Raw genomic sequence first — 13955 nt, forward strand, 5'->3', positions numbered from 1 at the left:
TCACGCTCCCGTGGCGACGAGGAGGACGGCGACCACCAGGACGACGGTGCCGGCGAGCAGCGCGCTCACATAGGTCTGCACGTTGCCGGTCTGAGCGCGCCGTACGGCGTCGCCCAGCAGGCGGGGCACGGCGCTCGCGCCGCGTACGTAGGTGTCGACGACCTCACGGTCGAGGAACCGGACGAGGGTGGCGCCGGCCTGGACCGGGCGGACGAACAGCGTCGTGTACAGGGCGTCCAGGTGGAAGCCGACGGCCGCGTGCCGGTGCAGCGGGCCGAGCAGGAGCCGGCCGGGGTCCGCCGGGTCGGGTGCGGTGGCCATGTCTCCGTAGGCGGGGGTGTGGGTGGCGATGGCCTCGGCCTCGACGACACCGCCGTCGGCGTCCGGGTGGGCCGCGACGGCGCCCATCGGAACGCGGGTCGCCAGGGCGGTGGTGTGGCGCCAGGCTCCGTAAGTGACGAGGCCGCCGACGAGGGCCACTCCCGTGCCGAGGACGGAGGTGGTGAGCGTCGGGTTCAGGTCGTGGCCGTCGAACCAGCCGGGCAGTCGGCCGTAGGCAAGGCCGCCGAGGGCGAGGGAGGGGACCGCGAGCACCCAGAGCACCGTGGTCATCGCGACGGGCTGCCTGCCGTGGTCGGGGGCGTCGGCGCCTCGGCCCCGGAAGGCGAGCAGCCACAGGCGGGTCGCGTAGGCGGCGGTGAGAAGGGCCGATACCAGGCCGGCGACGAGGACGATCCAGCCGGCGGCACCGGGGATGCCCTCGGTGTGGCCGGTGGTGACGTGCTCGGCGGCTCCGAGGACGGACTCCTTGGAGAAGAAGCCGCTGAACGGCGGGATCGCGGCGAGCGCGAGGAGCGCCACGGTCATCGTCCAGTAGGCATCGGGGATGCGGGCGTGCAGGTTGCCCATGCGGGACATGGCCGCCAGTGAGTTGGTGCCGGCGGCGTGGATGACCACGCCGGCCGCGAGGAAGAGCAGCGCCTTGAAGGCGCCGTGGGTGAGGAGGTGGAAGACGGCGGCACCGCGGTCGCCGACGGCGAGGGCGCCGGTCATGTAGCCGAGCTGGCCGATCGTCGAGTAGGCGAGGACGCGTTTGATGTCGTCCTGGGCGAGGGCGGCCAGGGCGGAGCCGGTCATCGTGACGGCGGCCATGACGGCGAGGACGACCAGGGCGGCCGAGGAGGCCGCGAAGACCGGGAGGAGCCGGGCGACGAAGTAGACACCGGCGGCGACCATCGTCGCGGCGTGGATCAGCGCGGAGACGGGCGTGGGGCCCGCCATCGCGTCGGGGAGCCAGGTGTGCAGCGGGAACTGCGCGGACTTGCCTGCCACGCCGGCCAGGAGCAGCAGGGCGACCAGCGTCGGGTGGTCGAGCCCGCCGCTTGCGACGGTGCCGAGGATCTTCGTGATCCGGAAGGACCCGGCGTCGGTGGCGAGCGCGAACAGGCCGATCAGGAAAGGGACATCACCGAGTTTGGTGACGAGGAAGGCCTTGAGGGAGGCGGCGCGGGCTTCCGGGGTCTCCCAGTAGTGGCCGACCAGGAAGTACGAGCAGATGCCCATGATCTCCCAGCCGACCAGCAGCACCATCAGGTCGCCGGAGTAGACGACGAGCAGCATCGCGGAGGTGAAGAGGGAGACGAGAGCGGCGTACGAGGGGTAGCGCGGGTCGTCGCGCAGATAGGCCGTCGAGTAGATCTGCACGCAGGTCGCGACCAGGGCGACCAGGACGGCGACGAGGGCGGCGAAGCCGTCGATGTGCAGGGCGAGTTCGACGGGGACCGAGCCGGTGGGCGTGAGCTCGGTGGCGGCGTCGACGGCCCGGCCGCCGCCCTGGCGTACGGCGACGACCACTGCGAGGACCAGCGCCGCGAGGGGCGGCAGTACGGCGAGGGGGCGTACGAAGCCGGGGGCCGTGCGGCCCAGGAGCAGGCCGGCCGCAGCGCCCAGGAACGGGAGGAGGGGGACGAGGACGGCGAGGGTGGTCGTGGTCACGCGGTGGCCTCAGCCTTCTCGTCTTCCGTGAGGGTGGCCCCGGTGGAATCGGTGGCTTCGTCAGGGCCGTGCGGCTCGGCGGTGTCGCGGAGCTTGTCGATGTCCGCGGTGCCGCGGTTGCGGTGGACGGCGAGGACGATCGCCAGGCCGATGCCGATCTCGGCGGCGGCGATGGCGATGGTGAACAGGGTGAGGGCCTGGCCGGAGTGCAGGGTGTCGCGGGCCGTCCTGCTGAGCCAGACGTCGAAGGCGACGAGGTTGAGGTTGACGGCGTTGAGCATCAGCTCGACGGACATCAGGACCAGGATCGCATTGCGGCGGGCCAGGACGCCGTAGAGGCCGGTGCAGAAGAGGAGGGCGGAGAGTACGGCGGGATAGGCGAGGTGCATCAGAGGGCACCTTCCTTGCCGGGCTTGGTGGCGCCCGGGATGTTCGGGGTGTTGGTCGTGGCCGCGTTCGCCTTCGCCTTGCGGGAGAGGACGATCGCGCCGACCAGGGCGGCGAGGAGGAGGACGGAGAGGGCCTCGAAGGGGAGGACCCAGTTCTGGAAGAGGCTGGCGCCGGTGACGGCGGTGGAGCCCGCGGCGGCGCCGTCCAGGTCGATCCAGGTCGTGCGGAAGGCGTCGACGACGACCCAGACCAGGGCGACGGCCGAGGCGAGGGCCACGCCGAGGGCGGCCCACCGGTTGCCGGAGTCGGCGTCCGGGGAGCGGCCGATGGGGGCCCGGGTGAGCATCAGGCCGAAGAGGAGGAGGACGACGACGGAGCCGACGTAGATGAGGACCTGTACCCAGGCGATGAACTCGGCTGTGAGGAGGAGGTATTCGACGGCGAGGCCGCCGAGAGTCACCACCAGCCACAGGGCGGCGTGCACCAGTTGCCGGGTGGTGACGGTGACGAGCGCGGCGCCGAAGGTGACGAGGCCGACGAGGAGGAAGGCGATCTCGACGCCGGTCGGGGAGAGGAAGCCGGGGCTTGCGGCGGCGAGGCTCACGACGTTCCCTCCTGCGGCTCGGTGTCCGCCGGGGACACGGGGGACACCGGGGGTTTGTTCGGTTCGGTCTGGGCGGCCGCAAGTTTCTCCGCCGTCTTGCGGGCGGCGGCGATCTCCTTCGGTTCCTCGGCGGCGGGGTCGAGGGCGGGCGGGGCCGGGACCGTCCACATCCACTCGCGGAGCTTGTCGCGTTCGTGGGTGAGTTCGTGGATGTCGGTCTCGGCGTACTCGAACTCCGGGGACCAGAAGAGGGCGTCGAAGGGGCACACCTCGATGCAGATACCGCAGTACATGCAGAGGGAGAAGTCGATGGCGAAGCGGTCGAGGACGTTGCGGCTGCGCTCGCGCCCGCCGGGGGCGGCGGCCGGGATCGTCTCCTTGTGGGAGTCGATGTAGATGCACCAGTCCGGGCACTCGCGGGCGCACAGCATGCAGACCGTGCAGTTCTCCTCGAAGAGGCCGATGACTCCGCGGCTGCGGGGCGGAAGGTCGGGCTGGGCGTCCGGGTACTGCGCGGTGACGGTCTTCTTCGTCATCGTGCGGAGGGTGACGGCCAGGCCCTTGGCCAGGCCAATGCCGGGGATACGGGGCCCGGTGGGCGGGAGGGGCTCAGCCATGGTTACGAGATCACCACCTTCACGATGCCGGTGAGGGCGATCTGGGCGAGGGAGAGGGGGACGAGGAGGGTCCAGGAGAGCTTCTGGAGCTGGTCCTCGCGCAGGCGGGGATAGGTGACGCGCAGCCAGATCACCACGAAGGCCAGCGCTGCCGTCTTCAGGAGGGTCCAGACCCAGCCGAAGCCGTCGGCGGCCCAGGGTCCGTGCCAGCCGCCCAGGAAGAGGACGGTGGTCAGACCGCACAGGACGACGATCCCGGCGTACTCGGCGAGGAGGAAGAGGGCGAAGCGGAGGCCGGTGTACTCGGTGTAGGCGCCGAAGATGATCTCCGAGTCGGCCACCGGCATGTCGAAGGGGGGCCGTTGGAGTTCGGCGAGGCCGGCCACGAAGAACACGATCGCGCCGACGATCTGCCAGGGCAGCCACCACCACTCGAAGGCGTCGAGGATGCCGGGGAGCGAGACCGTGCCCGCCGCCATCGCGACCGAGGCGGCGGTGAGGAGCATCGGGAGTTCGTAGGCGAGGAGTTGGGCGGCGGTGCGCAGGCCGCCGAGGAGGGAGAACTTGTTGGCCGACGCCCAGCCGGCCATGAGCGAGCCGAGGACGCCGACGCCCATGACGGCGAGGACGAAGAAGATGCCCGCGTCGACGACCTCGCCGACTGCGCCCTCGCTCGGGCCGATCGGGATGGCGAGGAGGACGAGGAGGTACGGGAGGAGGGCCACCGCGGGGGCGAGTTGGAAGATACGGCGGTCGGCTCCGGCCGGGACGATGTCTTCCTTCTGCGCGAACTTGACGCCGTCCGCGACCAGTTGGGCCCAGCCGTGGAAGCCGCCGGCATACATCGGGCCGAGGCGGCCCTGCATGTGGGCCATCACCTTGTGCTCGGTCTGACCGACGATCAGCGGGAAGGTGAGGAAGACGACGAAGACGATCAGGAGCCGCAGGGCGACGTCCAGCGCGTCGTTCACTGCGAGCCTCCTGTGGGGTGGTCGTCGGGCGCGTCGGGGGTGGCGTCTTCGCGCGGTGAGGCTTCCGGTGTCGGGGCTTCCGGGGCGGGGGGTTCGGTCGGTGCAGCGGCGTTCGGCGTGGGTTCGTCGAAGGTGGGGCGGGCGTGGTGCCAGGGGGCGTCCGTGGCGCGGGGGGCCGTGGTCGGCGGCTTGGGGGCGGGGTCGGCGGCGGCTGTTTCCGCCTCCGTCGCCTGTGGGCCTGGCGACTGTGGGTCTGGAGACTGGGGGCCTGCCGCCTCAGTCGCCGGTGATCGTGTCGCTTCCGGCGTGCCTGGTTGGGGTGCCTCCTGCGCCGGTGTCCGCGGGTGCTGCGATGCCGAGCCCTGGCTTGCGCTGCGCGTTCGGCGGGGTGTGGTGGGCGGGGTCGGCGAGGCCTCGGCGGGGGTGCTCTCCGGTGCCGGGGTCCGGCCTTGCGGGGTCTCGCTTCCCGGGAGCTGGCTTGCCGAGCCCTCCGATGCCGTGCGGGCGCGGCGTACCGGGCGGTCGCCGGTCGCGCGGCCGGCGGCGGCTCGGGCCGGGCGGGTCGGAGCCGGGGGGAGCTGGCCCTTCAGGGGGCCCCATTCGTTGGGGTCGGGGACGCCGGGCGGGAGCATCTGGCGGCGCTTCGGTCCCCCGTGCTCCGACTCCCCCGGCTCCTTCGCGCCCGGCCAGGCCTTGGCCACACGGGCCGCCAGCACAAAGTCCTTGCGGAGGGGGTGGCCCTCGAAGGTTTCCGGGAGGAGGAGGTGGTCCAGGCCCGGGTGGCCCTCGAAAAGTACGCCGAACATTTCGTGCGTCTCGCGCTCGTGCCAGGCGGCGCCCGCGTAGACGTCCACGAGGGAGGGCAGTACGGCGGACTCGTGCGGGACTGTCGTCCGTACGAGGAGGCGGCGGACCGGGGACAGGGCGACCACGTGGGCGGCGACGCGGAAGCCGGTGCCCGGTTCGTCGACCGCGCTGAGCCAGTCGAAGTAGGTGCAGTGGAGGCGGTCGCGTGCTGTCTCCAGCGCCGCGGTCCAGGACGTGGGGGGTACGTCGACGGTCAGGACGTCGTACGACTCCTCGGCCGTGGCCTCCGTACCGAAGAGGTCCTCGGTGGGGGCGGGCAGCCAGCCGGTTGTCGTCATCTCCGGCCCTCCCCGGCGGTCGGCGGCTGTACCAGGGGGCTCTGGAGCGCGGCCGGTGAGGGGCGCGCCGCCTGTCCCGACGCGTAGCGCTCGCCCAGGGACTCCCGGGCGATCTTCTCCTGGAGCTTGAGGATGCCCTGGAGCAGCGCTTCGGGGCGCGGCGGGCAGCCGGGAACGTACACGTCGACCGGGATGATCTGGTCGACGCCCTTCGTCACGGAGTAGGAGTCCCAGTACGGGCCGCCGCAGTTGCTGCACGCGCCGAAGGAGATGACGTACTTCGGCTCGGGCATCTGTTCGTACAGGCGCCGCACGGCCGGGGCCATCTTGTCCGTGACCGTGCCCGAGACCACCATCAGGTCGGCCTGGCGCGGCCCCGGGGCGAAGGGGATCACGCCGAGGCGGATGAAGTCGTGGCGGGCCATGGACGCGGCGATGAACTCGATCGCGCAGCAGGCGAGGCCGAAGTTGAAGACCCAGAGCGAGTAGCGGCGGCCCCAGTTCAGGACCACCTTCATCGGCTCGGGGGCCAGGCGGGCGAGGGCGCCCAGGCGTTTCGGCTCCGGCAACAGCACGGGTGCGGGTGCCGTGGGCGACGGATGCGTTTCTGGCGTCACGTCCATGTCAGGACGCCCTTCTTGTATGCGTAGAGCAGGCCCACGGCCAGGAAGCCGAGGAAGACGAACATCTCGACGAGGGTGGTCGCGCCGTAGCCGGGGGCCGCGAAGACGGTCGCCCAGGGGAACAGGAAGATCGAGTCGACGGCGAAGATGACGTAGAGGAAGGCGTAGACGTAGTAGCGGACCTGGGTGTGGGCCCAGCCCTCGCCGACGGGGTCGACACCGCACTCGTACGTCAGGAGCTTCTCGGGGGTCGGGACCACGGGGCGCAGCAGGCGGCCCGCTCCGAAGGCGACCGCGACGAAGAGCACGCCGACGACGGCGAGCAGTCCGACGACGGAGTAGGACTGGAAGTAATCGGACGCCGCGATGTTCGACGCTGCGATGTTCGACGCGGCTGCGTTCGACTCCGCGATGCGCTCCGTCGCGGATGTCACGGCAGTCGCGGCTACGGCGGTCGGTACCGGCACGTCCGTCCCTCGCTCCCTGGCCTCGTGGGATCTCGCCCCTGGTCTTCGGCGATCTGTACGGACGGGAGTCTAGGGCCTGCTAAAGAGACCGTAAGCAGCCCGTCACGCATGGCCATGTCCGAGTTCCCGCACATGGTGGGGTTTTCCCCCGGGTCGCCGGGCGGTCCACCTCATGGCGTCGTGGCGCGCGGCCGGGCAGGCTGGCGGGCATGACCGCACGTATCGCCGCCACCAGCGCGGAAACCGAGGGCGACCGACTGCCCCCTGTCCGTTTCGCCCTCGAACCGCACACCTGGAAGGAGATCGCCCATCTCCTGGCCAACCTGCCGATGGCGTTGTTCGGTTTCGTGTACGTCGTGACCGTGGTGAGCGTGGGTTCCGGCCTCGCGATCACGGTGATCGGCCTTCCGGTTCTCGCCCTCGGGCTGATGGGCGCACGCCTGTTGGGCCGGTTCGAGCGGGCGCGGGCCAGGGCGCTGCTCGGGGTACGGGTGGACGAGCCGAGTCCGCTGCCTCGGGGTGACAGCCGGGGCGCCCATGGCCAGAAGCTCGGGTTCCTCGGCAGGTTGATGCTGGCGGTGAAGGATCCGGTCGGCTGGCGCACCATCCTGTACGACCTCATCCGGCTGCCCTGGGGTGTCTTCACCTTCTCCGTCGTGCTCATGTCGCTGTTCGTGCTGTGGCCGGTGCTGCCGTTCCTGGCACGGGGGCTCACGAACGTGGACCGGGTGATGGTGCGCGGGCTGCTGTCCCCCTCCGACGAGTTGGAACGCCGTATCGCCGAACTGGAGTCCGACCGGGGGGTCGTGGTCGACACGGCTGCCGCCGATCTTCGCCGCATCGAGCGCGATCTGCACGACGGGGCACAGGCCCGGCTCGTGAACCTCGCGATGGGGCTCGGGCTGGCCAAGGAGAAGCTTCTGGAAGGCCAGGCCGACGACGTGGTGGCGGCGATGGTCGAGGAGGCGCACGGCGAGGTGAAGCTCGCGCTTCAGGAGCTGCGCGATCTGGCGCGCGGGATCCATCCGGCCGTCCTGACCGACCGCGGGCTGGACGCGGCGCTGTCGTCGGTGGCGTCCCGGTGCACGGTGCCGGTGAAGGTGACCGCCGACCTGCCGGCCAGGCCTGCCGCCGCCATCGAGGGCATCGCCTACTTCACGGTCTCCGAGCTGCTCCAGAACATCAGCAAGCACAGCGGGGCGCGGAACGCCTCGGTCGAGGTCTGGCGCACCGAGAACCGGCTGCTGATCCAGGTCTGGGACGACGGACGCGGCGGTGCGCGGCTCGACGGCGGTACGGGGATGGCGGGGCTCGCGGACCGGCTGGACGCGGTGGACGGGCTGTTCGTCATCGACTCGCCGGAGGGCGGCCCCACGACCGTCACGGCCGAACTGCCCTGGCGGGAACGGACCGAGGCGTAGGTGCCGAGCCGCAGTACCTAGGTGCGGACACCAGGGTTCAGGTAGGGAAAACCCCCGGGGGAAGACGCCTACGTGCTCCATGGTCCGAGCGGTTCGGTGCGAGCAGGCTGATGGAAGACAGACCGACGAGCTCATGAACCGACGAGCCGACTACTGGAACGGACGGAACGATGGCCATGGAGTACGGACAGGGGTACGGGCAGCAGGGCGGCCCCGGGGCCGGATTCCACCCGACGGCCGACGGGGGGACCGGCCGGGGGCGGCGGCATCGGTTGCCGGCCGCGTTGCGGGCGCCTGTCGAGGCGCGCAGTTGGCGGGAGTTCGGGTATGTGCTGCTGAGCCTGCCGATGAGCGTGCTGGTGTTCTCGTACGCGGTCACCATGGCCTCCGCCGGCGCGGGTCTCCTGGTCACCTTCCTCGGGATTCCGGTGCTGGCCGTGGGCCTGGCGGGATGCCGGGGGTTCGGGGTGCTGGAGCGGAAGATGGCGCGTGGGCTGCTCGGGCTCGACGTGGCCGAGCCGGAGCCGGCGCGGGGACGGAAGCCGGGGGCGGCGGCCTGGATGGGGGCCGTGCTCAAGAGCGGCACCTCGTGGCGGCACCTGCTGTACTCGGTGCTGCATCTGCCGTGGGCGGTGTTCTCGTTCGGGGTCTCGGTGATCTTCTGGGTGTACGGGTGGGCGCTGCTGACGTACCCGCTGTGGTTCTGGCTCTTCCCGATGTACGGCGGGCAGGACGGCCTCCAGCTGTACGGCGACGAGACCCACAGCATCTACCTCGACAACCCGTTCGAGATCGTCGTGACCGCGCTGGTCGGACTGTTGTTCACCATGGCCACGCCCTGGATCGTGCGGGCGCTGACCCTCGTGGACCGGGTGATGGTGCGGGGGCTGCTCGGACCGACGCGGCTGGCGACGCGCGTCGTCGAGCTGGAGTCCGACCGGGGGGTCGTCGTCGACACCGCCGCGGCCGATCTGCGGCGGATCGAGCGGGATCTGCATGACGGGGCGCAGGCGCGGCTGGTGGCGCTGGCCATGGATCTGGGGCTCGCGAAGGAGAAGCTCACGGAGGACCCGCAGGCCGCGGCGCGGATGGTGGACGAGGCGCACGGTGAGGTGAAGACGGCGCTGCAGGAGCTGCGGGATCTGGCGCGCGGGATTCACCCGGCGGTGCTGACGGACCGGGGGCTGGACGCGGCGCTGTCGGCGGTGGCGTCCCGGTGTGTGGTGCCGGTGCGGGTGGAGGTGGACCTGGTGGAGCGGCCGGCGGCGGCGATCGAGGGGATCGCGTACTTCACGGTGTCGGAGCTGCTGCAGAACATCAGCAAGCATGCGCGGGCGACGGGGGCGTCGGTGGATGTGTGGCGGGTGGAGAACCGGCTGATGCTGCAGGTTGTGGATGACGGGGTGGGGGGTGCGGATGCCTCCGGCGGGTCGGGGTTGGCGGGGTTGGCGGGGCGGCTCGATGCGGTGGACGGGATTCTGGTGGTGGATTCGCCGGTGGGTGGGCCTACTCGGGTTACCGCGGAGTTGCCCTGGCGGGGGTGAGGCGGGTGGGGGGTGGGTTTTTCTCGCCCCCGCCGCCCCTACCCGTCCCATCCTGTATCTGGGGGCTGCGCCCCCAGGCCCCCCTCCGGCCCTGAACGGGCCTTGTCCGCAATCGCCGGACGGGCTGAAAGAGCGGGCCAGCGCCGGAAAGGTGCCGGCTGTCGGGAATCGCTCGACAACAACCCCCTTCCTCGTCCGAATACTGGGATGCTGGAGCCTGGTGTTCGGACGGGGTGGGGAGCCGGGAATCGTGGAGGACAGGGTGCGGGTGGTCATTGCCGAGGATTCAGTGCTGCTGAGAGAGGGCCTGACCCGGTTGTTGACCGACCGTGGGCATGATGTCGTCGCCGGGGTGGGGGACGGGGTCGCGCTGGTCAAGACCATCACCGAGCTCGCTGAGCAGGACGAGCTCCCGGATGTCGTCGTCGCGGATGTGCGGATGCCGCCCACCCATACCGACGAAGGGGTCCGGGCCGCCGTACAGCTGCGGAAGTCGCATCCGGAACTCGGTGTGCTCGTGCTGTCGCAGTACGTGGAGGAGCGGTACGCGACCGAGCTGCTCGCCGGGTCGAGCCGGGGCGTCGGGTACCTGCTGAAGGACCGGGTCGCCGAGGTGCGGGAGTTCGTGGACGCCGTGGTGCGGGTGGCCCAGGGGGGTACCGCGCTCGATCCGGAGGTCGTGGCCCAGCTGCTGGGCCGGAGCCGTAAGCAGGACGTGCTGGCCGGGCTCACTCCCCGGGAGCGTGAGGTGCTGGGGCTCATGGCGGAGGGCCGGACCAATTCGGCCATCGCACGGCAGCTCGTCGTGAGTGACGGAGCCGTGGAGAAGCACGTCAGCAACATATTCCTGAAGCTGGGGCTCTCCCCCAGCGACGGCGATCACCGGCGTGTTCTGGCCGTTCTGACCTACCTCAACACCTGACCGCCTGTCACCCTGTCAGCGTCGGGGCAGGAAATCATGACAAGTCAGGGCGTCGAACCGTCTCAAAATGGCGTCCATCATGCGATCGGCCCAGGGAAGGCCACCCTTACCGACGTACTGTTGATGCTGGGAAGGTCCGCGGGAGGGCCGCTCCCAGGCCGCCGCCTCGAAGGAGGTCCAGTTCAGTGACCAGCCAGGTCAGCAGTCCAGCGGACAGCTCAGCGAACGGTTCAGCGGAGAAGGCCGGCTCAGACATCGGAGCTGTCGGAACCGTCGTCGGAGAACAGCGCAATTCGGCGGGCGTAAAGGACGTAAGACGCCTCGATCGGGTGATTATTCGGTTCGCGGGGGACTCCGGGGACGGTATGCAGCTCACGGGGGACCGCTTCACCTCCGAGACGGCGTCCTTCGGGAACGATCTGTCCACACTGCCGAACTTCCCCGCCGAGATCCGAGCGCCCGCAGGAACCCTGCCGGGCGTTTCTTCGTTCCAGCTGCATTTCGCCGACCACGACATCCTCACGCCCGGGGACGCGCCCAACGTGCTTGTCGCGATGAATCCGGCCGCGCTGAAGGCGAACATCGCCGATGTGCCGCGCGGCGCGGAGATCATCGTCAACACGGACGAGTTCACCAAGCGGGCGATGCAGAAGGTGGGGTACGCGGACTCGCCGCTGGAGGACGGGTCGCTCGACGGGTACAGCCTGCATCCGGTGCCGTTGACCACCCTGACCGTCGAGGCCCTCAAGGACTTCTCGCTCTCCCGCAAGGAGGCCGAGCGCAGCAAGAACATGTTCGCGCTGGGCCTGTTGAGCTGGATGTACCACCGGCCGACCGAGGGCACCGAGAAGTTCCTGGCCACCAAGTTCGCCAAGAAGCCCGAGATCGCCGCCGCCAACCTGACGGCTTTCAGGGCCGGTTGGAACTTCGGGGAGACGACCGAGGACTTCGCGGTCAGTTACGAGGTCGCGCCGGCCTCGACCGCGTTCCCCACCGGCACCTATCGCAACATCTCGGGGAACCTGGCGCTCTCGTACGGGCTGATCGCGGCCGGCCAACAGGCCGATCTGCCCCTGTACTTGGGGTCCTACCCGATCACGCCGGCCTCGGACATCCTGCACGAGCTGAGCAGACACAAGAACTTCGGTGTCCGCACCTTCCAGGCCGAGGACGAAATCGCCGGTATCGGGGCCGCGTTGGGCGCCGCCTTCGGCGGGTCGCTGGCCGTCACCACCACCTCGGGGCCGGGCGTGGCCCTGAAGTCCGAGGCGATCGGGCTGGCGGTGTCGCTGGAACTGCCGTTGCTGGTCATCGACATCCAGCGCGGCGGACCCTCGACCGGTCTGCCGACCAAGACCGAGCAGGCCGATCTGCTGCAGGCCATGTTCGGCCGCAACGGCGAGGCCCCGGTCCCGATCGTGGCCCCGTGCACCCCCGGCGACTGCTTCGACGCGGCGCTGGAAGCGGCACGGATCGCCCTCACCTACCGCACCCCGGTCTTCCTGCTCTCCGACGGGTACCTCGCCAACGGCTCCGAGCCCTGGCGTGTCCCCGAGGTCGACGAACTCCCCGACCTGCGGGTGCGGTTCGCCCAGGGACCCAATCACACCCTCGACGACGGCACCGAGGTCTTCTGGCCCTACAAGCGGGACCCGCAGACCCTCGCCCGGCCCTGGGCCATCCCCGGCACCCCCGGGCTCGAACACCGCATCGGTGGCATCGAGAAGCAGGACGGCACGGGCAACATCTCCTACGACCCGGCCAACCACGACCTGATGGTCCGTACCCGTCAGGCCAAGATCGACGGCATCGACGTACCGGATCTGGTGGTCGACGAGCCGTCCGGGGCGGCCAACACCCTTGTTCTGGGCTGGGGTTCCACCTACGGGCCGATCACCGCGGCGGTACGCCGGCTGCGGGCGGCCGGGCAGCCGATCGCGCAGGCCCATCTGCGCCACCTCAACCCGTTCCCCCGGAATCTCGGCGAGGTGCTGCGGCGCTACGACAAGGTCGTGATCCCCGAGATGAACCTCGGCCAGCTCGCCACGCTGATCCGGGCGAAGTACCTGGTGGACGCCCATTCGTACAACCAGGTCAACGGTATGCCGTTCAAGGCCGAACAGCTCGCCACGGCTCTCAAGGAGGCCATCGATGGCTGAGACGTCCACGGAAGGCGCCACTGCCGGCTCGATCGAGGCACTCACTCTGGTGCCCAAGGCCGAGGCCAGGCAGTCCATGAAGGACTTCAAGTCCGATCAGGAAGTGCGCTGGTGCCCCGGCTGCGGGGACTACGCGGTCCTCTCCGCCGTGCAGGGCTTCATGCCCGAACTGGGGCTGGCGAAGGAGAACATCGTCTTCGTGTCCGGGATCGGGTGCTCCTCCCGCTTCCCGTACTACATGAACACCTACGGGATGCACTCCATCCACGGCCGCGCCCCGGCCATCGCCACCGGGCTCGCCTCCAGCCGGCGTGACCTGAGCGTGTGGGTCGTCACGGGTGACGGTGACGCCCTCTCCATCGGCGGCAACCACCTCATCCACGCCCTGCGACGCAACGTCAACCTCAAGATCCTGCTCTTCAACAACCGGATCTACGGGCTGACCAAGGGCCAGTACTCGCCCACCAGCGAGGTCGGCAAGATCACCAAGTCGACGCCCATGGGGTCGCTGGACGCGCCCTTCAACCCCGTCTCTCTGGCGATCGGCGCCGAGGCCTCCTTCGTCGCCCGGACCGTCGACTCCGACCGCAAGCACCTCACCAGCGTGCTGCGCGAGGCCGCCGCCCACCCCGGTACGGCGCTTGTCGAGATCTACCAGAACTGCAACATCTTCAACGACGGCGCCTTCGAGGTCCTCAAGGACAGGCAGCAGGCCGAGGAGGCGGTGATCCGGCTGGAGCACGGGCAGCCGATCCGGTTCGGGGCCGACGGTGCCAAGGGGGTCGTACGGGACCGGGTGACCGGCGACCTGAAGGTGGTCGCCGTCACCGCCGAGAACGAGGGCGAGGTGCTCGTGCACGACGCGCGCTCCGCGTCCCCGACCACGGCGTTCGCGCTGTCCCGGCTCGCCGACCCGGACACCCTCCACCACACGCCCATCGGCGTCTTCCGCTCCGTCGACCGGCCCGTCTACGACACACAGATGGCCGAGCAGCTCGACACGGCGATCGTCCAGAACGGCAAGGGCGACCTCGGCGCGCTGCTCGCCGGCGGGGACACCTGGACCGTCGTCGGATAAACGGTACGTACGAGGGTGT

Annotated in this window: 13 protein-coding genes; 5 read left to right on the forward strand and 8 right to left on the reverse strand. The window is 70.3% G+C overall.

Annotated elements, in window-relative coordinates; genetic code table 11:
* From OG241_RS22335 to OG241_RS22370, 8 genes are read right to left on the reverse strand one after another with little or no spacing between them, the layout of a single operon-like run.
* Complete coding sequence (locus OG241_RS22335) at window positions 1-1995, reverse strand: NADH-quinone oxidoreductase subunit L (protein WP_405817268.1); 1995 nt, start codon at window positions 1993-1995, stop codon at window positions 1-3.
* Window positions 1992-2384: an NADH-quinone oxidoreductase subunit NuoK gene (gene nuoK, locus OG241_RS22340; protein WP_405817269.1), complete on the reverse strand. Its 393-nt coding sequence runs from the start codon at window positions 2382-2384 to the stop codon at window positions 1992-1994. Before nuoK ends, OG241_RS22335 begins: the two co-directional genes overlap by 4 nt.
* Window positions 2384-2989: an NADH-quinone oxidoreductase subunit J gene (locus OG241_RS22345; RefSeq protein WP_405817270.1), complete on the reverse strand. Its 606-nt coding sequence runs from the start codon at window positions 2987-2989 to the stop codon at window positions 2384-2386. The genes nuoK and OG241_RS22345 overlap by 1 nt, the downstream gene beginning before the upstream one ends.
* A complete protein-coding gene (locus tag OG241_RS22350) occupies window positions 2986-3606 on the reverse strand; it encodes a NuoI/complex I 23 kDa subunit family protein (RefSeq protein ID WP_405817271.1) in 621 nt (206 codons plus the stop codon). Before OG241_RS22350 ends, OG241_RS22345 begins: the two co-directional genes overlap by 4 nt.
* Window positions 3607-3608: 2 nt before the next feature.
* Window positions 3609-4577: a complex I subunit 1 family protein gene (locus tag OG241_RS22355; RefSeq protein WP_319289712.1), complete on the reverse strand. Its 969-nt coding sequence runs from the start codon at window positions 4575-4577 to the stop codon at window positions 3609-3611.
* Window positions 4574-5722 carry an NADH-quinone oxidoreductase subunit C gene (locus OG241_RS22360; RefSeq protein ID WP_405817272.1) on the reverse strand — a complete coding sequence of 383 codons (1149 nt, stop codon included), beginning with the start codon at window positions 5720-5722 and terminating at the stop codon, window positions 4574-4576. Before OG241_RS22360 ends, OG241_RS22355 begins: the two co-directional genes overlap by 4 nt.
* The gene (locus OG241_RS22365) at window positions 5719-6345 is read right to left on the reverse strand and encodes an NADH-quinone oxidoreductase subunit B (RefSeq protein WP_405817273.1); all 627 of its coding nucleotides are present in this window, start codon (window positions 6343-6345) and stop codon (window positions 5719-5721) included. Before OG241_RS22365 ends, OG241_RS22360 begins: the two co-directional genes overlap by 4 nt.
* The gene (locus OG241_RS22370) at window positions 6336-6758 is read right to left on the reverse strand and encodes an NADH-quinone oxidoreductase subunit A (RefSeq protein ID WP_405826366.1); all 423 of its coding nucleotides are present in this window, start codon (window positions 6756-6758) and stop codon (window positions 6336-6338) included. The genes OG241_RS22365 and OG241_RS22370 overlap by 10 nt, the downstream gene beginning before the upstream one ends.
* A gap of 263 nt (window positions 6759-7021) precedes the next feature.
* On the opposite strand from OG241_RS22370, the gene OG241_RS22375 reads away from it, so the two are divergent.
* The 5 genes from OG241_RS22375 (at window position 7022) to OG241_RS22395 (ending at window position 13936) form a co-directional block, all read left to right on the forward strand.
* Entirely contained in the window at window positions 7022-8233 is a 1212-nt protein-coding gene (locus OG241_RS22375; protein WP_405817274.1) for a sensor histidine kinase, read from the forward strand.
* A gap of 170 nt (window positions 8234-8403) precedes the next feature.
* Window positions 8404-9777: a sensor histidine kinase gene (locus OG241_RS22380; protein ID WP_405817275.1), complete on the forward strand. Its 1374-nt coding sequence runs from the start codon at window positions 8404-8406 to the stop codon at window positions 9775-9777.
* Between the two features lie 262 nt (window positions 9778-10039).
* Complete coding sequence (locus OG241_RS22385; RefSeq protein WP_319090702.1) at window positions 10040-10699, forward strand: response regulator transcription factor; 660 nt, start codon at window positions 10040-10042, stop codon at window positions 10697-10699.
* A gap of 185 nt (window positions 10700-10884) precedes the next feature.
* Complete coding sequence (locus OG241_RS22390; RefSeq protein ID WP_405817276.1) at window positions 10885-12858, forward strand: 2-oxoacid:acceptor oxidoreductase subunit alpha; 1974 nt, start codon at window positions 10885-10887, stop codon at window positions 12856-12858.
* A complete protein-coding gene (locus OG241_RS22395; RefSeq protein WP_405817277.1) occupies window positions 12851-13936 on the forward strand; it encodes a 2-oxoacid:ferredoxin oxidoreductase subunit beta in 1086 nt (361 codons plus the stop codon). The genes OG241_RS22390 and OG241_RS22395 overlap by 8 nt, the downstream gene beginning before the upstream one ends.
* Window positions 13937-13955 lie beyond the last annotated feature (19 nt).

This window comes from Streptomyces sp. NBC_01390, from assembly GCF_045040105.1.
Taxonomy (GTDB): domain Bacteria; phylum Actinomycetota; class Actinomycetes; order Streptomycetales; family Streptomycetaceae; genus Streptomyces.

What these genes read in the sequence shown, in the direction of transcription:
- nuoK (WP_405817269.1), bottom strand. Translation starts at nt 2,384, where the DNA reads ATGCACCTCGCCTATCCCGCCGTACTCTCCGCCCTCCTCTTCTGCACC.
- OG241_RS22350 (WP_405817271.1), bottom strand. Translation starts at nt 3,606, where the DNA reads ATGGCTGAGCCCCTCCCGCCCACCGGGCCCCGTATCCCCGGCATTGGC.
- OG241_RS22360 (WP_405817272.1), bottom strand. Translation starts at nt 5,722, where the DNA reads ATGACGACAACCGGCTGGCTGCCCGCCCCCACCGAGGACCTCTTCGGT.
- OG241_RS22365 (WP_405817273.1), bottom strand. Translation starts at nt 6,345, where the DNA reads ATGGACGTGACGCCAGAAACGCATCCGTCGCCCACGGCACCCGCACCC.
- OG241_RS22375 (WP_405817274.1), top strand. Translation starts at nt 7,022, where the DNA reads ATGACCGCACGTATCGCCGCCACCAGCGCGGAAACCGAGGGCGACCGA.
- OG241_RS22380 (WP_405817275.1), top strand. Translation starts at nt 8,404, where the DNA reads ATGGCCATGGAGTACGGACAGGGGTACGGGCAGCAGGGCGGCCCCGGG.
- OG241_RS22395 (WP_405817277.1), top strand. Translation starts at nt 12,851, where the DNA reads ATGGCTGAGACGTCCACGGAAGGCGCCACTGCCGGCTCGATCGAGGCA.